The 19,208-nt window shown below is 61.9% G+C and carries 18 protein-coding genes and 1 tRNA gene; 10 read left to right on the forward strand and 9 right to left on the reverse strand.

Translation table 11 applies throughout. The features are described from left to right. Positions 1-21: 21 nt before the first annotated feature. Positions 22-1,134, reverse strand: coding sequence for a BMP family lipoprotein (locus D3250_RS02035; protein WP_119901682.1), 1,113 nt, complete (start codon positions 1,132-1,134; stop codon positions 22-24). A gap of 66 nt (positions 1,135-1,200) precedes the next feature. Beyond that, positions 1,201-1,827: a hypothetical protein gene (locus D3250_RS02040; RefSeq protein ID WP_119901683.1), complete on the reverse strand. Its 627-nt coding sequence runs from the start codon at positions 1,825-1,827 to the stop codon at positions 1,201-1,203. 120 nt (positions 1,828-1,947) lie between these two features. On the opposite strand from D3250_RS02040, the gene D3250_RS02045 reads away from it, so the two are divergent. Next, positions 1,948-2,023, forward strand: a tRNA-Lys gene (locus D3250_RS02045). A gap of 64 nt (positions 2,024-2,087) precedes the next feature. Here D3250_RS02045 and D3250_RS02050 read toward each other — a convergent pair. After that, on the reverse strand, positions 2,088-2,711 hold the full coding sequence (locus tag D3250_RS02050; RefSeq protein ID WP_119901684.1) for a flavin reductase family protein: 624 nt from the start codon (positions 2,709-2,711) through the stop codon (positions 2,088-2,090). 153 nt (positions 2,712-2,864) lie between these two features. On the opposite strand from D3250_RS02050, the gene D3250_RS02055 reads away from it, so the two are divergent. The 3 genes from D3250_RS02055 to D3250_RS02065 are packed head-to-tail and all read left to right on the forward strand — an operon-like array spanning position 2,865 to position 5,663. Continuing rightward, positions 2,865-3,122 (forward strand): PspC domain-containing protein, encoded by a 258-nt coding sequence (locus D3250_RS02055; RefSeq protein WP_119901685.1) that lies wholly within the window; start codon positions 2,865-2,867, stop codon positions 3,120-3,122. A 53-nt stretch (positions 3,123-3,175) separates the two neighbouring features. After that, complete coding sequence (gene glsA / locus D3250_RS02060) at positions 3,176-4,972, forward strand: glutaminase A (protein WP_119901686.1); 1,797 nt, start codon at positions 3,176-3,178, stop codon at positions 4,970-4,972. Positions 4,973-5,027: 55 nt separating this feature from the next. Beyond that, positions 5,028-5,663 carry a DUF2238 domain-containing protein gene (locus D3250_RS02065; RefSeq protein WP_119901687.1) on the forward strand — a complete coding sequence of 212 codons (636 nt, stop codon included), beginning with the start codon at positions 5,028-5,030 and terminating at the stop codon, positions 5,661-5,663. Between the two features lie 71 nt (positions 5,664-5,734). Here D3250_RS02065 and D3250_RS02070 read toward each other — a convergent pair whose 3' ends face one another. From D3250_RS02070 to D3250_RS02085, 5 genes are all read right to left on the reverse strand, one after another. Continuing rightward, complete coding sequence (locus D3250_RS02070; RefSeq protein WP_119901688.1) at positions 5,735-6,541, reverse strand: spermidine synthase; 807 nt, start codon at positions 6,539-6,541, stop codon at positions 5,735-5,737. Continuing rightward, positions 6,538-7,998 carry a sodium:solute symporter family protein gene (locus tag D3250_RS02075; RefSeq protein WP_119901689.1) on the reverse strand — a complete coding sequence of 487 codons (1,461 nt, stop codon included), beginning with the start codon at positions 7,996-7,998 and terminating at the stop codon, positions 6,538-6,540. Before D3250_RS02075 ends, D3250_RS02070 begins: the two co-directional genes overlap by 4 nt. After that, a complete protein-coding gene (locus tag D3250_RS11710) occupies positions 7,995-8,201 on the reverse strand; it encodes a hypothetical protein (protein ID WP_147383457.1) in 207 nt (68 codons plus the stop codon). The genes D3250_RS02075 and D3250_RS11710 overlap by 4 nt, the downstream gene beginning before the upstream one ends. A 109-nt stretch (positions 8,202-8,310) precedes the next feature. Beyond that, positions 8,311-9,999 (reverse strand): sodium:solute symporter family protein, encoded by a 1,689-nt coding sequence (locus D3250_RS02080; RefSeq protein WP_225973086.1) that lies wholly within the window; start codon positions 9,997-9,999, stop codon positions 8,311-8,313. Continuing rightward, positions 9,996-10,319, reverse strand: a complete 324-nt coding sequence (locus D3250_RS02085; RefSeq protein ID WP_119901690.1) for a DUF4212 domain-containing protein — start codon at positions 10,317-10,319, stop codon at positions 9,996-9,998. The genes D3250_RS02080 and D3250_RS02085 overlap by 4 nt, the downstream gene beginning before the upstream one ends. A 340-nt stretch (positions 10,320-10,659) precedes the next feature. On the opposite strand from D3250_RS02085, the gene D3250_RS02090 reads away from it, so the two are divergent. Genes D3250_RS02090 through D3250_RS02110 form a run of 5 tightly spaced genes read left to right on the forward strand, consistent with a single transcriptional unit; the run spans position 10,660 to position 15,375 of the window. After that, positions 10,660-11,148, forward strand: coding sequence for a hypothetical protein (locus D3250_RS02090; protein ID WP_119901691.1), 489 nt, complete (start codon positions 10,660-10,662; stop codon positions 11,146-11,148). A 5-nt stretch (positions 11,149-11,153) separates the two neighbouring features. Next, positions 11,154-11,504: a DUF485 domain-containing protein gene (locus D3250_RS02095; protein ID WP_119901692.1), complete on the forward strand. Its 351-nt coding sequence runs from the start codon at positions 11,154-11,156 to the stop codon at positions 11,502-11,504. After that, a complete protein-coding gene (locus tag D3250_RS02100) occupies positions 11,501-13,198 on the forward strand; it encodes a sodium/solute symporter (protein WP_119901693.1) in 1,698 nt (565 codons plus the stop codon). Before D3250_RS02095 ends, D3250_RS02100 begins: the two co-directional genes overlap by 4 nt. Then, positions 13,188-14,546 (forward strand): histidine kinase, encoded by a 1,359-nt coding sequence (locus tag D3250_RS02105; protein WP_119901694.1) that lies wholly within the window; start codon positions 13,188-13,190, stop codon positions 14,544-14,546. Before D3250_RS02100 ends, D3250_RS02105 begins: the two co-directional genes overlap by 11 nt. Positions 14,547-14,586: 40 nt before the next feature. After that, positions 14,587-15,375 carry a LytR/AlgR family response regulator transcription factor gene (locus D3250_RS02110; protein ID WP_119901695.1) on the forward strand — a complete coding sequence of 263 codons (789 nt, stop codon included), beginning with the start codon at positions 14,587-14,589 and terminating at the stop codon, positions 15,373-15,375. Positions 15,376-15,583: 208 nt separating this feature from the next. Here the strand turns inward: D3250_RS02110 and D3250_RS02115 are convergent, their stop codons facing one another. Then, positions 15,584-17,713: a BCCT family transporter gene (locus D3250_RS02115; RefSeq protein WP_119901696.1), complete on the reverse strand. Its 2,130-nt coding sequence runs from the start codon at positions 17,711-17,713 to the stop codon at positions 15,584-15,586. Between the two features lie 185 nt (positions 17,714-17,898). On the opposite strand from D3250_RS02115, the gene D3250_RS02120 reads away from it, so the two are divergent. Next, complete coding sequence (locus D3250_RS02120) at positions 17,899-19,191, forward strand: endonuclease/exonuclease/phosphatase family protein (RefSeq protein WP_147383458.1); 1,293 nt, start codon at positions 17,899-17,901, stop codon at positions 19,189-19,191. The last annotated feature ends 17 nt before the right edge of the window (positions 19,192-19,208 follow it).

Genomic DNA, 19,208 nt, shown 5'->3' on the forward strand with positions numbered 1-19,208 from the left:
GTTGCGCTGCGGTGACCTGTACTACTGAGGAGCGTTCTCTGATTCCACGACAGTGTCGCCGCTGATGATCTCCTCAGTCAGCTCTTCCAACTTGTCCTGAACCTCGTCGGGGACCTCGTCCTCGAAGTCGTGGAAGGGCGCGAGACCCACACCCTCATTCTCCAGGTCACCGACATACGGCTCAGAGGTGAACTCTCCGGATACACCCTCCTCAACGGTGTCGTAGACGGCCTGTGAGATCTGCTTCAGAACCGAGGTAAGGATGATGTCGCCGTAGTCAGTGGACTCGTAACCATCGGTGTCGACCCAGATCAGTTTGGCTTCGCCGTCGTCCTCGATGGCGCCAGCGGCCCCCAGTCCCACCGGGCCAGCCACGGGCATGACGATGTCGGCGTCCTGGGCCAGGAACTGCTCGGTGAGCGCGCGGCCGGCGCTCTGATCGTCGAAACCGCCGGAGAAGGATCCGTCCTGGGCGTCCTTGTCCCAGCCGAGGAGGCTGACGTCGGCGTCGTTGTCGTCGTTGTACCGCTCTACACCGTCGGCGAAGCCGTCCATGAAGACGGTGACTGAGGGGATCTGCAGGCCGCCGAAGGTGGCCACAGTGTCAGTCTCGGTCATGGAGGCTGCCAGGTAGCCTGCCAGGTAGGAGGCCTCTGAGGTGTTGAAGACCAGGGGTTTTCCGTTTTCCGGCTCGTCAGGGAGCGTGGAGTCGATGATGCCGAAGCTGAGATCTGGGTTGTCCAGAGCGGCGTCATTGATTGCGTCTTCCAGCAGGAAGCCTACGCCGAATGTCAGGTCGCAGCCCTGCTGCACCATGGCATCCACATTGGGGCCGAAGTCAGCTTCCGATGATGACTCTGCGGTGGAAGAGTCGATGCCAAAGTCGTCTATGGCGTTCCGCAGGCCGGTGAAGGCGGACTCGTTGAAGGACTGATCGTCCCAACCGCCCTCGTCGGAGACGAGGCAGGCGGTGTAGTCGGAGTTGTCTTCGGCTTGGGCGTCGCCGTTCTCCTCAGCAGTTTCGGCGTCAGCGTCATCGTCGGTCTCATCGTCGGGGGCTTCGCCGCAGGCGGAGAGCGCGAGCACCCCCACGGCGGCCAGACTGAACAGTGCTTTGGGGGTGTAAGACCTCATCGGGGATCTCCTGTGGTGTGAGTGGCGCGAGCGCCGATGCGGCGCAGTGGGGCCATATTACAACCCTCAGTCCAGGGCGCCGTTGCGGAACGCTCGAGCTGAGGATTCAAGTTCCTCAGCAGTAGTGATCAGTCGATTCGCTTTATCGGTGAGGGTTTTGGCATCACGAGGTTCCACGTGGGTCTTGTCGGCCCAGAGGGCCTGTCCGCGAGCGATGACCCGGCAGAACGCGCCGGCGCGGTCGAAGGCGACGTCGATATCTCCGGAGTACATTCCGGCCAAAAGATGATCGGTCAGGCGGTTCATCTCCTCCGCGGTGGGTGGCTCTGCCACCCCTGCGATGGCTGAGGGGGCGGAGTGGCTGCGTCCGAGGCGGTAGTACTCGCTCATGCGATCGGGGGATTTCTGAATAGCGGCTCGCAGAGCGTAGATCCGCCACAGGGCCCCGGCCAGGGAACGCGCGGGAGAGTGGGCCCAGAGTTCGGCGATGGCTTCAATGCCCTCGGTCTCAGCGAGCCGCACGAACCGCTCGGTGGCCTCTGGGTCGGCGGCGTCGCGCCCCTGGTTGATGACAGCGTGCGCGGTGTCATGGGCTGCCTGGGAGATCTCGGCAGGGTCGGCTCCACCCTCGCGTCGATCGAAGGACGCGGGGTCTGAGTACGCGGGACGGCGGTAGCGCGGGGCATATTTCATCGGACGGCCATGATAGCTGGCCGGGAGGCAGGAGTGTCAGCGCCGCAGCTGAGTATGGTTGTGGCCCGGTGTGGGATACCATGGTTTCTGGCCAATTGACGGCCATATCCAATCAGACCAGGGCCTTTAGCTCAGTTGGTAGAGCATCGGACTTTTAATCCGCTGGTCGCGGGTTCGAATCCCGCAGGGCCCACCAACTTGTGGTGCGTCACCACGCCGTTTCCAGTCAGAGTTCAGTTGCGGTCTCCCGCTGGGGCCGATCATGCGGGCCGAGGCAGATCTCGGATGTTTTCACCGCGGATGGTGAAATAGGTCGAAGGTCCACCTCCGCGCAGCATTGGCCGTGCTTCAGATGTTTGATAGATGCCGTCTTTGAGCAGCGACTGATGGATATGGACTCCGACCACTTCGCCGAAGACAACGTGCGTCACTGTCTTGGCTCCGTCAGCGGTCAGCAGCGGGACGATTTGTGTGGTGCGGCATTCGAAGACTGTCTTGGCTTCAGCCACATGCGGGACCGAGACGATGGTCGAAGGCGCGGGCGTGAGATCAGCGAGAGTGAACTCATCGACGTCAGCGGACACCCCGGCGGATGTCGTGTTCATCGCTTCAAATAAGTTCTCGTCGGCCAGGTTCCAGCAAAACTCACCGGTCGCCTCTGCATTGCTCAGGGAGTCTTTCAGCCCATTACTTGCGAACCCGATTATCGGCGGTGAGTAGTTGAATGCGTTGAAGAAGCTGTAGGGGGCAAGATTGAGCTGTCCGTCCTGGTCCCGGGAGGAGATCCACCCGATCGGTCGTGGCGCGATGATGGAGTTGAACGGCGAATGAGGTAGTCCGTGCCCGGCAGCGGGTTCGTAGAAGTATGTGTGAGCGGTGTCCATCACAGGTCCTTAGGCGTGGGCGGCAATCGGGCGACGTTGCTCTCCACGTTACGGCGAGTAGGTTCCATACAAACTCGACGGCGTCCTATGTTGAGCCGAAGCTCGCCCTCCGCACTCTTGTAGCTCAGGGGTCTCCAGCGTATTGTCAAGCACATGGAGAGCTTCTTCAACATCATCCGTAACACCGGTTTCCGTCGAGGTCCCAATCGGCTCGTTGCCGGAATTGCTGGCAGCATTTCGCAGAGCCTCGGCGTCAGCGTGTGGCTGGTCCGGCTCCTGGTTCTGCTTTCGTTTCTGCTGCCGGTAGTAGGGCTCGCCCTCTACCTCTTGGTGTGGGCATTGACGCCCTGGCAGGATGGCTCCATTCCGCTGGAGCGCATCCTGGACGGTCAGCGCGACTCTCAACCGTAGTTAGGGCTGCGGGAGCCGCGCAACCGTGCGGACCGAAGTGCTAGGTTCGCATAATGCGTAGTCCTGTGCAGAATTACCTGGAAAGCATTGTGGAGCAGTGCAGCGGTACCGAGGGGGAGGTAGCCTCCTACATACCGGAACTGGCCCAAGCTGACCCCGATCGGTTCGGGCTCGCCCTGGCCACCGTGGACGGACATGTCTATACGGTGGGACAGGCGGAGACCTGCTTCAGCATCCAGTCGATCTCCAAGCCGTTTACCTACGCGCTTGCGCTTGCAGATCAGGGCTTTGAGCGTGTGGCCGAGAAGGTGGACGTCGAACCATCCGGTGAGGCCTTCAATGAGATTAGCCTCGCGTCTCGCACGGGGCGGCCCCCCAACCCTATGATTAACGCCGGGGCGATTACCGCGGCCTCATTGGTAGCAGGTGATAGCACTGACCACCGGTTCGGTCGTGTGCTTGAATGGCTCGGTGGATTCGCAGGGCGGGAGCTTGAGCTTGATGAGAAGGTGTACACCTCTGAACTGACCACAGCCCACCGCAATCGCGCGATCGCGCATATGCTGCGCGAATTCGACATCCTCCACGACGACCCGGAGGAGAAGCTCGACCTTTATGTGCGCCAATGCGCCGTCAGCGTCAACACTCGCGATCTGGCCATAATGGCCGCTACCCTCGCCAACGGCGGTGTCCAGCCGGTGACCGAGAAGCGCATGCTCGAACCCGCCTACGTAGAACGAGTGCTCAGCGTCATGGCCACCTGCGGAATGTACGATGCCGCCGGAGATTGGATCTCCGCGGTAGGCATGCCGGCTAAGAGCGGGGTCAGCGGCGGAATCATCGCCGTTCTGCCCGGGCAAGTGGGCCTTGCAGTGTTCTCCCCACGCTTGGACTCCCACGGCACGAGCGCGCGCGGCGTACAAGTTTGCGAGCGGATGTCCAGCGACATGGACATGCACCTGATGCACGTGGGCCGGATGTCGAACACCGCGGTGCGTTCCCGGTACCCGCTCTCCCAGGTTTCGCCCCGGCGCAGTCGACCCGAGGCTGACCAGTCAGTACTGGACGAACACGCCGAGCGGGCTATGGTCTACGAACTTCACGGGGACCTGCTCTTCGCCGGGGCTGAGCACGCCGTACGTTCAGTGGTTGACGACGCCCCAGATGTGGTCATTCTGGACGTGCGAAAGGTGGACGACATGGCGGACGTTGCCCGGGCCACGTTGTTGGGGCTGCGCACTATGCTGCGCGAGGTTGACGCGGCGATGGCCGTGGTGGATCCGCAAGGGGTGTTGCCGGATCCTGATGCCGGTACTGAGCAGGCCAGTCCGTACTTCGACGACCTAGACTCCGCGGTGCGCTGGTGCGAAGGTGAGGTGCTGCGTCGACACGGTCGAGAACCCACCGACGAACGGACCCTGGTCAATGAGCACCCCCTGCTGAGGGACCTTTCGGACACGGCCCGGGAGGTGGTTGACGAGCTCATGGAAGAGCTGCATTTTCCTGCAGACGAGGTGGTGCTCGAGCTCGGCGATGGGTTCTCCGGGGTCCACGTGATAGTTGAAGGTGCCGCAATCGCGACTATTCAGGATCGCAGTGGAAGGACTGTGCGGCTGGTCACCATGAACCCGGGCACCTCCTTCGGTGAGTTGGCCCTTGGCACCAACGGAGTCCAAGACACCACAGTCCGCACAGTCAGTGACCTCACCGTGCTGCGGCTCTCGGCTGAAGCCATCAACAAGATTACCGCCGAGCAGCCACAGGTGGCACTGGAGATGTGGAGGGCAATGGCACGGGACGCCTACCGGGTGGCTGAACGGGCCCTCCGATCAAGCGCCACCTTCGGCTAGCCAGGTGCGGTCGGCGCGAGAGGAACTGTCGGCCATCTTGTATTGTCGTTGACTTATGGAACGAGCTCTGCACGCAAAAAAGATCACCAGACACACCCCCATGGGGACTACCGCGCTGCTCATGGTGGTGTCACTACTCGACGCTGTGATGCGCGCCGACAGTCCACCGGTCTTGGTCCCGCTGCTGCTACTCCCCACGGTGCTTCTGCCACTCCTCGCAGAAAAGTGGGCGAACTTCCGCGTCCCGGCCAGCCTCCAGTGGCAATATGCGGTGCTGCTGCTTGCTGGGCCCTACGTGGGGGAACATTGGGGGCTATACCATCTCTGGGATCCGTGGGACAAGTGGGTGCACCTCTACTCCGGGTTCTTCATAGCGTTCGCCATTGTGTTCGCACTTGGGGTCACTCTCCGGCGCTATCGATTGGACCTTCCCCCCTGGGTGGAGGCAGTCATCGTCATCTCAGTGAAGGCTTCAGTAGCCCTGTTGTGGGAAGTAGCTGAGTTTGTGTGGGACATGATTTTCGACACCACAGCCCAGGACCATAACTTCGACACTATGACGGACATGATGCTCGGGACCGCCCCTGGGATACTTGTCGCCGCAGCACTCGTGACCCATCGAACTCGGCGGCCGATCCGTTACTTCGAGTTCCTGCTCAACGTGCCACTGCCGGAGCGCCATCACGTCTAGCACGGACACGCGGGACGCCTTCGCTGTCGCTGGGGTTTGCCGCCTCTGGTAACACGTGGAGGGGCAAGGGCTCAGTGGGGTCCCCCGCACCACAGGTTCAGCTCTTCCCCATGGAGCACCTCGGCGGGGTGCGGTCCAGCAGCCCATATCTGACCCAGCTCTGTCTCGGAGAATGCGTTGCGGGAAGCCGCGAAGACCAAGTTTCCCTCCGCCTGGCCCTCCATCACGTCCTGAGGGGCACTGAGAAGGCACGTTCCGGGGATGGACTCCAACGCCTGGAGCATGGTTCGGGTCAGACGCCGGGCGAAGGTCATATCAGCTTCGTCCCCAAAGTTGACCAGAAGAAGGCCATTCTGGGCCACAGCTGCCCAGACGGACCGGAAGAACTCCACAGAGGTCAACGCCTGCGGCGCTGCCGAGGAATTGAACAGGTCGACCACGACAGTGTCGAAAGACCTCCCCGACAATGTTCCACCGGAGGCGAGGAGGGCGGCGGCGTCGCCCACCATATTCTCCGGTGTGTAGTCCATGGGGAGGTGCTCGAGAACGAATGTCACAAGTTCCGGTTCAATGTCCACGACGGTCTGGTGTGTCCCGGGGCGCCACTGCGCCACCCAGCGGGGCAGCGTCAGCGCACCAGCCCCAAGGTGGAGGACGGAGGCGGGGGCATCCGCATCGTGCCCGGAAGACCAGGTGGTCAGCACCGATCGCATGCGCCGGAGATAGTCGTGCAACAGAAAGTTCGGGTCGCTCACTTCTACGTGGGACTGTTCGGCACCGCCGATGCAGAGCATCACACCGTGGTCAGTCAACTCGTCCTGCGTAAGTTCGGCCACCTGCCCGGAGTGCGAGAGCCGGACTCGCTGAGGCAGAGTCATGGGGACCGCCGCCGGGCAGAGGTTCGGATAAACTCCGCCGCTCGTTCATGCGGTGCAGAAGTCGCCAAGCTCACACTGACGAAGATGGTTACCGCCACAACCAGCCCCCAAATGCCGCTGCCTTGGCCGAGCAGAGACACTTGGGAGAATTCCAGCACGAGCACCAGCGCACCGGCCACCAGAACTGAGGTGATCACCCCTGCGGCAGTGCCACGCCGCCAGAAGAAGGCTCCAACGATGGGCGGAACCATGACCAGCAGCCCCGCCGAGGCGGAGACGCTCAACACGGCGATCAGGTCCAATTGCAAGTGTGCGAACCAGTAGGCCAGCACGCCGATTACTGGAATCACAAGTTTGCCGATCATCAGCTGGGCACGTTCACTGGACCGGCGTGCCGCACCCACCACGTCACGGCTGACCATAGAGGACAAAGTCAGCATGATGGAATCAATCGTGGACACGCAGGCGGCCAGGACACCGATCATCACAATAATTGCCAGGGGGGCGGGCACCAGGTCAGAGGCCAGCAGAGTAGGAGTGGCACTATCAGCCGCTTCCAGCTCCGGGAACTCCAACCGCGCGGCAAACCCCCAGAAAACGGCGACGAACGTATAGACGAACCCGAAGATCAGAAAACCTATCAGCATCCGCCGCAGGTCCCGCATGGACCCCGGGGTGAAGAGCCGCTGCGACACCTGCGGGTTAGAGATGGAAAAAAAGATCCAGGGGAGGGTCAGCGCGAGGAACGTGCTGAAGCTGAAGAAGCCGGTCCCGGGAACAGTGAGCGCGCCCGGATGGTCGCTGCTGAGCGAATCGAGGAAGCTGCCAACGCCTCCGAGCTGACTGATGACGACTATGACCACTAAGGTGGCGCTGATCATCATCACCGCAGACTGCAGAGAGTCGGTCCACGCCACAGAGCGCAGTCCAGCAATCATTGCGAAAACCACCGCCAGCACCAGCGCCACCAGGGTGCCCGCGGTGAAGCTGATAGCGCCGCCTGTCATGCCCGAGAGCAGGTAGCCCACCCCAGCCAGCTGAACTGCCGCGTAGGGGAGCAGAAAGACGAATGATGCGAGGGCCGTCGTCGTTCCCGCCGCGGCTGAGCCGTAACGGTGACCGATCATCTCGGTGGGGGTCACGTAACCGTAGGCCTTGCCCACCCGCCAGAAACGTGGTCCGAAAACGAGGACAAGGGTGACCCCGCACAAGTAGAGCAGCTCGAATCCCAGTGCACCCACTCCGCCGGCGTAGGTGAGACCGGCCAGGCCTATCATCATGAACGCTGAGTACGTGGTGGCCGAGTAGCTCATGGCAGAGACGAACCCGCCCATGCGCCGTCCGCCGAGGAAGTAGTCTGACATATCGGCCGCGCGCCCGACCCGCGACCATACGGCCGCCACCAGAGCGACGGCGACGTAGATTGCTACGCCGGTCCAGATCCAGCCCGGGCTCACCGTTCATTCTCCCAGGTCAGGGAGACAACAACATTGATGGTGATTACTGCGGCGGTACCTGCAGTCCAAAACAGGAGGCTGCCGTACCAAGCGTCCACCTCGCGGAGCAAGGTGTAGGGCACCACAAACATTGCCACCATGATCACAGGCACACTCACCAGCAGCCACGTGGTCCAGGGTTTTCGGGTTTCAGGCCGTCGCACTGGCCTAGGATACCCCCTCTGAGGGTGGAGATGACCATAACGGAGATACAAGGGGGCCCGGCCTGACGAGCGTCAGGCCGGGCCCCCTTGTGATGCAGCCGCTGGACTCTTAGATCTTGCCGGCTGCCTTCAGCTGCTGCGGTGCGGGATAGCGGATTGACTCCACCATCTCCTGAACCTCGAGGCTCGGTGGTCGGGTGAGATTCGAGACCACCACGGTCACCGCGAAGTTCAGCACAGCCCCCAGTGCGCCGATACCCTCGGGGGAGATGTTCAGGATGTGGTCGTTGGCCTGAGTGCCGAACAGCTCCAGGGTGTAGATCATGTAACTGGAGCTGAAGACCAAACCGGTCAACATGCCAGCGGCCGCGCCCTTGGAGTTGGCCTTCTTCCAGAAGATACCCAGAATGAGAATTGGGAAGAAGGTCGAGGCGGCCAGGCCGAAGGCAAAGGCCACCACCTGGGCCACGAACGCCGGCGGATTCAGCCCGGCGAAGATCGCGATGATCACTGCGGCGGTCATCGCGAGACGACCCACCATCATCTGAGTCTTCTCCGAGGCCGCTTCCTTGGAGATCATCCGGAAGTAGATGTCGTGGGAAGCAGCGGAGGAGATCACCAGCAGCAGACCTGCGGCTGTGGAGAGCGCCGCGGCCATACCGCCCGCGGCCATCAGGCCGATGATCGGGGCTGGGAGGCCACTGATCTCCGGGGAGGCGAGCACCAGGATGTCATTGGAGACGATCAAGTCGGCGCCTGAGGCTGCCACATTGGAGACGCTGTCGATCGTGCCGTCGTCAACGTTGAGTGTCACGTACCCAGCGTCAGCCCACGGTTCGATCCAGGTCGGCAGCTCATCGGCGGTAGCGCCCTCCGCGCCTTGGAGCAGGTTCAGTTTGGTGAACGCGCCCACAGCTGGTGCTGTCAGGTACAGCAGTGAGATGAAGAACAGCGCCCAGAACGCGGAGAACCGTGCACCGCGGACTGTCTTAGTGGTGTAGAACCGGATGATCACGTGCGGCAGTCCGGCGGTGCCGAGCATCAGCGACAGGGTCACCAGGAAAACGTCCAGCTGGCCACCATCACGACCGGAGAACGCCTCAGTGAAGCGGTCCAGACCGAAGTCCGTACGCAGTCCGTCCAGCTCAGCCAGAATGGTGCCATAGGTCACCTGTGGCACCGGGAACCCGCCGATCTGCTGGGACACTGCGACTGCTGGGATGAGGTAAGCAGTAATCAGCACGGCGTACTGCGCCACCTGGGTGTAGGTGATGCCCTTCATGCCACCGAGCACGGCGTAGAAGAAGATCACCACAGCGGCCACAATGACCGCCCAGTGGGCTTCGAGCCCGAGGAAGCGGGCGAAGACCACGCCGCCGCCGGTCATCTGGCCCACCACGTAGGTGAACGAGATGACGATCGCACAGATCGCCGCCACCACACGTACGGTGTCGTTGTATCGGTCCCCGACGAACTCTGGCACCGTGAACTTGCCCCACTTACGCAGGTACGGCGCCAGTAGCAGGGCCAGGAGTACGTACCCACCGGTCCAACCCATGAGATAGACGGAGCCGTCGGAGCCGAGGAAAGCAATCATGCCGGCCATGCCGATAAAGCTGGCCGCACTCATCCAGTCCGCAGCCACCGCCGCACCGTTTGCAATGGTGGGCACGCCCTGGGAGGCGACGTAGAACTCCTTGGTCTCCTTTACCCGGGAGCGCCAAGCAATCGTCATGTACATGCCGAACGTCAGAATGAGGAAGAAGAACGTCCAGAATTGCATGGAGTCAATGTTCATGGCTTCTCACCCGTTCCGTTTCGCTCGGAGACTCCGAACTCGTTGTCGATACGGTCCATCCAGAGCGCGTAGACCAGGATGAGAATGACGAAGGTATAAATGGATCCCTGTTGGGCGAACCACAGTCCCAGTGGGAACCCGAGGATCACAATGTTGTTCAGCGGCTCAATCAGGATGATCCCGAAGCCGAAGGAGACTGTGAACCAGATAGCCAACAGGACCACCATCAGTCGTAAGTTCTTCTTCCAGTAGCGCTGCCGCCAGCTATTTTCTGGCGGCGGCGCGGCACCGGAAGAGCCCTCATGTGTCACGTCGGACATGCGCGACTCCTTTGCTCAGTACTTGGGTGGACACACATCTGCACTCTGCTGTGACAGACGCCTAGAGCTAAGCCAACAACGCTGTGACCTGCCTCACAAGCAGATCGCCCTCAAAGGCGGATATGAGTTGGCGAGCGGTCCTCAATGGTCCCCGAATGGCGGCTGTACTGTGATTTACCGCACATTGGGCGCTACGGACCGTTCAGCTGCCTCACGGCAGCCGCTGAGGGATTCATCGGGTGTTCTACCTGGAATCTGTGACCAGCATCACCGTAATATTCCACACAGAGCCCATTGGGATTCGATGCCCCCTCTATCGCCACGGGAAGCGAGCGAACTTATGACATCCACGGCACCAGCAGTGGAGCAGAAAGGCCTGGCTGGCGTTTTCGCCCGACTAAGAGAGGGGAAGAACCACGGTTGGGGGATTTTCCACCTCGGCAGCTGGCCGATGATGATCGGCGGGATGATGATGATCGTCTCGGCTTTCCTCCCCTGGATCTATGTCACGCTGACCCAGGAGATCCTCGGAGAAAATTTCGTCCTGCGGGGCACGGACGGGCCCGGAGTGCTGACGCTGTCGGTGGGCTGCCTGGCCTTCGCAGGCGCATTCGTTCCGCGCAGAAAGCTCGCCATCGCGCATGCAGCTGCCCCGGGAGCATTAGTGGCACTCATCTGCCTGTTCCAAGCCTGGAACCTGATCAGCGCCAATATGGAGACCCAATGGGGATCCTTCCTCCCCGGCATGGGATTGGTGCTCGCCGCTGGCGCGTCCGTTCTTCTCCTTAAGGTGTCATGGACGATGTACAAGCATTGGCCCGTAGCCTAAGTGGCGTGACCCTTTCTTCGCAGGAAGACGGCGAGACCCGCGACACACCGGACGAAGTTGATGCCGCTTTCCGCACGCAACGTCGGGTGGCGTTGACGTACTTTGGTGTCTTCCTGGTGGTGGTCGCAGCCTTCCCCGTGCTCTCCACCTCCCTCGATTGGTGGTTGGACTCGCGGCTCATTGGGGATCTCAGTCCTGGATTCCTCACGGTCGCCGTGGGACTCTACATCCTGTTCGCCGCCATCGGCATCGCCGCGGCCACACTGAGCTCTAGTGTGGAATCGCAGATGCTCGGAGCCCAAGGCGAGCCTCACACCGGGGACTCGGACTCGGCAGCCTCAGCAGGACCACCATGACAACCACGGCCATCATCACCCTGATTGCCGTGCTGGTGATTGTGTTGGGAGTGTCCGTGATCACCAGGCCGCGGCACTCCTCCACCGTCGACTTCTACCTCGCCGGCCAACGCGTAGGTGTGGCGACCAATTCCTGGGCCATCTGCGGGGACTATCTCTCTGCCGCGTCGTTCCTCGGTGTGGCGGCGGCAGTCTACGTCTCAGGGCTCGACGGGGCGTGGTATGCAGTCGGATTTGCCGCTGGGTTCGTACCGGTGCTCTTACTGGTGGCGGCACCGCTGCGCCGGTATGGGGAGTTCTCCCTCGCTGATTTTCTGGGCCGTCGACTGCGCTCCGATGCGGTTCGGCTCCACTCTGTGGGCGTGGTCCAGCTGGTGATTCTCTGCTATCTCATCCCGCAGTCGGTGGGTGGGGGGATCACCTGGGAATTGCTGGTCGGCCACGGACTGTTCGGACTGAGCCCCTACTCCACCGGGGTGCTGCTCTCCACCGCAGTGATCGCCGTGATAGTCGCCGCGGGAGGGATGCGGGGCACCACATGGAATCAGGCAGTGCAGTTCCTGCTGCTCTTCGCCGCCCTGCTGTGGCTGGCAGTTATGGTCAGCGCCGACGGGTTCCGGTATGGCGAGGCCGTGGAATCCTTGAGCAACCAACCCTTGATGAACCCTGAGTTCACCGATGGTGCCTGGCACCTCACGGAAGAGCAGAACGCCGTCGACTCCGGAACCCAGGCCGTCTTCGGCGAACCGGGCGCGCGTTACGGCCAGTTGGGCCAAGTCGCACTGGTGGTCACTCTCGGCTTGGGCACCGCGGGTCTGCCGCATGTCATGAATCGCTATTTCACCGCCCCAACCGGCAGGGCAGCACGCACCACCACTGTGTGGGTGCTGGTGCTGATAGGCATGTTCTACGCCCTGGCGGTCATGATGGGCACAGCGGCCAGGGACATTATTCCCGGTGCCTCCAGGGAGCATGCGTGGTTGGACGATCTCACGGAGGACGGTGTCCTGCGTGTGCCAGAGCATGCTCTGCCGGTCCTTGGTCGGATTTACGGCGACGAAGCTGGCCTGGGCCTGATCGCTGCCGCAGCGCTCATTGCGGCGATGTCGACGGTGGCTGGTCTGCTGCTGGCCTCCGCCGCAACCTGGGGTCACGACGTGTATGAACGCCACATCAACCCCCGGGCCACTCAGCGCCAGGCAGTATGGGTCGGCAGGACTTCCACCCTGATCGCCGCCGGAGCTGCCGCAGCGCTGGCCATAGTTCTGCGGCCGGAGGCGTTCACCCCGGCCATGCCATCGTTGGTGGCGACCATGGTGACATGGGCCTTTGCCATCGCCGGCTCAGCGCTGACCCCGGTGGTAGTGCTTGCCATCTGGTGGCGACGCACCACGGCCGCCGGCGCCCTCGCTGGGCTCATCAGTGGTTCCATCACATCGATCGCCATGTTTCTCAGCGCGAGCTTCCTGGACGCCTCACCTCTCAGAGAGCTGATGGCTGCCCCGACACTTGTGGCGGCGCCGCTGGCGTTCCTATTAACCATCGTGGTCTCGCTGCGCACTCAGCCACCGAGTGACGTCGAAGCCGACTGGGTCATCATGCACGGCACTGCGGCCGACCGTCATGCCGAACGAATAGCCCACCTCACCCTGCGAGAGCGCAGGCGGCGAAAGGAGGATCGGCGTGCGCGGTAGCGTCATCCTAGCCAGTGCAGTGCTCATCATTTGGACTCTGGTCTATGTGATCACCCAGCTGATGGTCACACCAGCCCTTCCGGTGCTGCCCACTGCAGGGATCGGCGTCGCCCTCACCCTTGCGGTGGTGCTGGGCTATCCGTCGGCACTGCGTGGTCCCCGCGGATCGCGCGGCGTGCGGGGTGCCCATACCGCCGGCCGCGCAGCTGCCGCTCGTCGGGATCTTCCGGAACATGGGGTGGGTGAGTTGGCGGTCCGGGCCATCCCGCTTCGCTCCGGCCTGACCCAGGAGGCGGCACGCCGCACCTGCGCACTGCTGAGACCAATGCTCGCCGGTGACGCCGTCTCCATCACTGACACTGAGAATATTCTCGCGTACATCGGGCCTGGGGAGGACCACCATGTATCTGGAGGTGCCATGCAGACATCCGCCGCCCCGCGCGCGGTGCGTAAAGGAAAAACCGTGGTGGTGCGTGACAAGAAAGGAGTGGGATGCCGTGATCCCGACTGCGAGGTGCTCTCGGCTGTGATTGCGCCACTGCGCATCGGCCAGCGGGTGGTCGGCACTCTGGGCGTCTACCAGGCCACCACGGTGATCCCACCCCAACAGATGGTGGAGGACATGGCGAAGATGCTCAGCCTGCACCTGGAACTGGCTGAGCTGGATCGGGAGAAGCAGCTGGCGGCCAGTGCGCGGCTGGATGCGCTGCGGGCGCAGATTAACCCGCATTTCCTCTTCAATATTCTCAACACCATCGCCTCTAAGGCCCGCACCCGGCCGGATGAGGCACGTGAACTGCTCCTGAGGCTCTCGGAGTTTTTCCGTTACGCGGTGCGCCAGGAGGGACACATGGCTGAGTTCGCTCAGGAGTATTTCTTTGTGCGCACTTATATCTCCTTGGAACAGGCTCGATTCGGCGACCGGCTCCAGGTCCGCTACGACATCGACCCGCAGGTGCTCACCTCCCGGGTCCCAGTGCTGACCATCCAGCCCTTGGTAGAGAATGCGGTTAAGCACGGTATTGGTTCCAAACCTGAGGGTGGAACCGTGCGGCTCCGGGCGCGGGTTGATCCGCTGACACGGACCACATCGATTCGAGTCTCCGACGATGGCGTCGGCATGGATCCAGAGGTCCTGGCCAAGCTCACAGCCGGGGAGGGAGATGTGGGGGACCACGCAGAGGCGGTGCTCACCAACCCCAGTTCGACGACGGAAGGGCATGCCGGGGTCGGTCTGCGAAATATTTCTGAGCGGCTCGACTCGCTCTTTGGTGACCGTTATGACATGTCGATCTCCACCCCCAAATCCGGGGGCACCGTGATAGAGCTTCAGATTCCGCTGCGCTGAGGTGGCGGTCGGGAGAATCCACAGCCGTATACTTTGACTTGTGCCGCCCCGCGCTCTGATAGTCGACGACGAAGCTCCCGCCCGCGAGGAGCTGCGCTACCTGCTGGAAGAAGCCTCAGGTGAGATGGACGTCCAGGTAGTCGGCGAAGCGACCAACGGTGAGGAAGCACTGGTGCTGCTGCGGTCACTGGACTACGACCTGGTCTTCCTAGACATTCGCATGCCCGGACTCAGCGGTCTGGAAGTTGCTGAACAGTTGCGTGAGCTGCCCAAACAGCCCAAAGTCATCTTCACCACTGCATACCCTGATCACGCGGTGGAGGCCTTCGACCTTGCTGCGGCGGACTACTTGGTCAAACCCTTCGACTCCGATCGCCTCGCTCGCGCCCTGGAACGTGCCCTCTCAGGCCCGGCCGCCGCAAGATCGCGGGAGGCTTCCAAGAATGATGACGCCGAGTCGGTCTCCACAGCGCGAAGAGAGCCCGAACAGCGAGACCGTTTGGTGAGGATTCCGGTCCAACGCGACGGGCGAACGATGCTCATCGAGGGTGATGCGATTGTCTACGCCGCAGCGGCCCGCGGGTACTCCTCATTGAAGCTCGCTGAGGAGAAAGTCTTGGTCTCGTTCTCACTCAATGAGCTGGAGAGACGGCTCCACGGCCACTTCTGCAGGGTCCACCGCTCCTACCTGGTGAACCTGCGGTACGTGCGCGAGCTCGTTCCAGACTTCCGGGGACACTTAGCGTTGGTAATGAATGACCGACAGCGCTCGCGGGTGGAGGTTTCCCGCCGACACGCCCGCGAACTGCGCCGGCGATTGGGCGTCTGAACCGCGGCTTGTGCAGGTGGTCAGGCCATCGACGCTTTGGAGCGCAATAAGCGAACCGGGATGGCTCCCGCCACTCTGGAATCCTGTTGACCTCTGGACTGAACGGTGCAGTGTCCCCGGGCCACGCAATGACCACCCCTCAGTCGGTCGTCCTGCCCAGTAGGAGCGGAGCGGGACGACCGACTGAGTTGCTGAGGTCAGCTCGGAGTTATCTGACGTTGTCGTTGTCCTCCGGTTGCACCGCAGGGATCGTTCCGGAAGCGACAGTCTCGTCGAAGTACTCCTCAGCCGCCTGCTCCCAACCCTCATAGGAGTGGTGGAACTCAGGGGTGGCGAAGGTTTGATCGGCTCGCAGCGGGTCGCGGTGCGCGCCCTTCTCATCCCAGCTCAGCACGCCGGTCTCCGGGTTGACGTAGGTAGCTTGCGACGGCAGGTCCTGCACCGCCAACACCAAGTCGTGGCTGGCCTTGCCAGTGACCTCTGGGGCACCACTGCCGGCTCCCGGCGGCAAGCCTCCGAGGGTGCCGGAGGTGGCACCGAACATGGCTCGCAGGGTCTTGGTCTGCTCGTTGATGATCTGCAGCACGGTCCGCTGAACAGCCGGCCCTTCGTCCGTCCCTGCCTCTCGCCGGGCAGTGTCGACCACGGCAGCCTTGGAGGCGTGCCGACGGATTCGCACGTATCGGGCGGCTGTACGGCCCTCGAAGAGGTAGAGCTTGATCTGGGCGAATACCGCAAGAAGCATCACAATGGAGAACGGTGCGGCGGAGGAGATGGCCGCGACCTGCAGAACTCGCAGGGATGAATCGGGGTCATCGCCGGCAGCCAGCAGCACGATGGCTGTCAGGGCGATCAGAACAGTCCAGAACACACGCGTCAGTTTGGGAGTCACGGTGCGCCCACCAAAGGCGAGCACATCGGTCACCAACGATCCGGAATCACCCGAGGTGATGAAGAAAATGGTGACCACCAGGATGGCCAGCACCGAGGTGATGGACGCTATCGGCAGCTGCTCCAGCAGCTGAAACAAGGAGGCTTCAGTGCCTACTGTTTCACCGCCTTCTCCGTCGTCGACCAGCATCGCCCCTTCGGTCAGCTGGAAGTAGATGCCGGACGAGCCGAAGATGGAGAACCAGAGGATGCCGACTGCGGTGGGGGCCAGTAGGACCCCGAGGACAAACTCGCGGATTGTGCGGCCACGCGAGATGCGAGCGATGAACATGCCGACGAACGGCGCCCAGCTCATCCACCAACCCCAGTAGTAGATGGTCCAGTCTGCTGACCAGCCATTGCCCAGGAGTCCGCTTTCTTCTGTGCCCGCTCCGACTGCGTAGTCAGTCCCGGTTTCGAACATTAACTGGGGGAAGGCGACTGCATACTCACCGATGTTGGCGATGATGGACTGAAGGAGGAACAGGGTCGGCCCGGCCAACACCACGAAGAGTGCCAGGACTGCGGCAGCCACCAAATTGAAGTTGGACAGCCATTTCAGTCCCTTATGCACGCCGGTGATCACTGAGACCGTTGCGATGGCCATGATCACCACTACCAGACCGGTCAGCAGAGGTTCTGAGGCGGGGTCCTCGACCCACCCCAGGAAGCCCATCCCGGCAGCAATCTGTTGAGTACCGATTCCCAGGGACGTCACGACGCCGAATACGGTGCCCACGATTGCGAGCACATCGATGACGTGGCCCACCCAGCTCTCAATGAGCTTACGGCCGAAGATCGGCTCCAGCAGCCAGCGGACGGCCAGGGGGCGTCCGCGACGGAACGTCATGTAGGCCAACCCCAGGCCGATGACCACGTAGATCGCCCATGCATGCAGACCCCAGTGGAAGAGGGACTGCCCAATGGCCGAACCAGCGTTTGCAGCTTCGGTGCCCGCAATCACATTGCCCTCAGAGTCCACTCCGACATCGGCTGTGGCCTCTGCCGGCGCGATCAGATGCCACAGGGGTTCGGCCACGCCCCAGAACACGAGCCCAATGCCCATCCCTGCGGCGAACAACATGCAGAACCAGGACCCCATGGCGAACTCGGGCTTCTCATCATCGCGGCCCAGCCGAATATTGCCCGCCTTGGACAGGCCGGCCCACAGCGCGAAGACCACGAAGCCGGTGCAGAGGAGCACATACCACCAGCCCACAGTGTTGACGATGCTGGAGTTCAAAGTTTCGAACGCCTCAGCGCCGAACTGGTTGCCCCACCATGTGGCGAACGCCAAGGCGATGAGAATGATCACCACCGCAGGAATGAAGACCCACATATTGAGTCCGCGAATCGCATCCGATAAAGACCAATCTCGTAGTTTTTCGACTTCTGGCTGCGAAGCCATGAAGTTCCTCCTCAATGCGCGTGATGTAGTGAATTACTGCGCCACTCTATACGTGAGCGGACAGACTGGGTCAGGTTACGCGTTGGTAACTTTTTCCTGAGGTTCGCTATTGGGGGTTGGCTAGGGCGTCAGAACGCGTTACTGTGGACGCCATGCCCACAGGCTCTTATAAGCCTGCGCACCGGATGAGACAGTGGAAAATCGCCAAGACTGGGTCCACCCTGGTCGTTGCTGCGTGCCTAGCACTGGTCACTGTTCCCGCCGCGCAGTCCAGCACCACAGCTGCAAAGCCAGCAGTTGCAGACGTTGCCCACAACGCAACCCCAGAGTCGCTGTTTCCTGCACCAGGGCAGCCCACCGCTGCCAGTTCAGATGTTGACAAGACAGAATCCACGGTGGAAAAGGATGCTGACGATCTTCGGGTAGCCACACTGCATGCCAACATCACGGCTGAGCCCCACGCTGATGATCCCGTGACTGAACTGATTGCGAGCCTGAGTACCGGTAATCACACCCAAGCGCGAGCAGTAGCCCAGACGGTGCAGATGAACAATCCTGACGTCCTTGTGCTCACCGGCGTTACCTACGACGAGGATCAGCAGATCGCGCAGCTGCTCAACGAGTACTTGGCAGCCGGGCAGCACTCCGAATCCGGTGTGGACTACCCCCACGTCTTCACTGCAGGGACAAACTCCGGACGGGAGTCCGGCGTGGACCTCGACGGCGACGGAATCATCGGCGGTTCCGGCGATGCAGTGGGCCACGGTGACTACCCCGGACATTACGGGATGATCGTCTTTTCTAAGCACCCAATCGTCGACGACGACGTACGCACGTTCCAAGACTTCCTGTGGAGGGACCTGCCGAAGACGTCAATGCCTGAAGAGCAATATTCCTCGCTGGCTGCCTCGGTGATGCGGCTCAACGAGACCAGCATGTGGGATGTACCAGTCAACGTCGAGGGGGAGACCGTTCACCTCATTTCCTCCGCTGTGGCTGGTCCGCCTGAGGATGCGGACACGGACCGCGGAGACGACATGCGCCGGGTCCTTGCTGACTACGTTGCGGGACGGGCCGGCTACCTGTACGACGATCAGGGTGAGACCGGCCATTTGCCACCGGATGCCCCATTCATTGTGGCTGGCATGCCCGCCGTGAGCGTCGACGAACCGGAGAACATCGAAGTTCTCTTGGAGTCGCCCTTGCTCCGGGACACCCAACCTGAAGCCGTGACCGAGGTGCCTGAGGACCAGCATCCTAACACCACGTGGGCCACAGATCCGGTGGACACCCGCCACGTTGCTGACAAGCAGGGTCAGCGAGCTTCTTATGTCCTGCCCTCAACGAGTCTGGAGGTCAGCGACTCAGGAGTCTTCTGGCCAGCCGAGGGAGAATTCGGGTATGAGGTGGTTGACCCGGAATCTGCATACAGTCTCGAGGACCGCCTGGTCTGGGTCGACCTGACGATCAGCGGCTGAGCGCCTAGACTCGGGTG

Source organism: Nesterenkonia natronophila, from assembly GCF_003595215.1.
Lineage (GTDB): Bacteria > Actinomycetota > Actinomycetes > Actinomycetales > Micrococcaceae > Nesterenkonia > Nesterenkonia natronophila.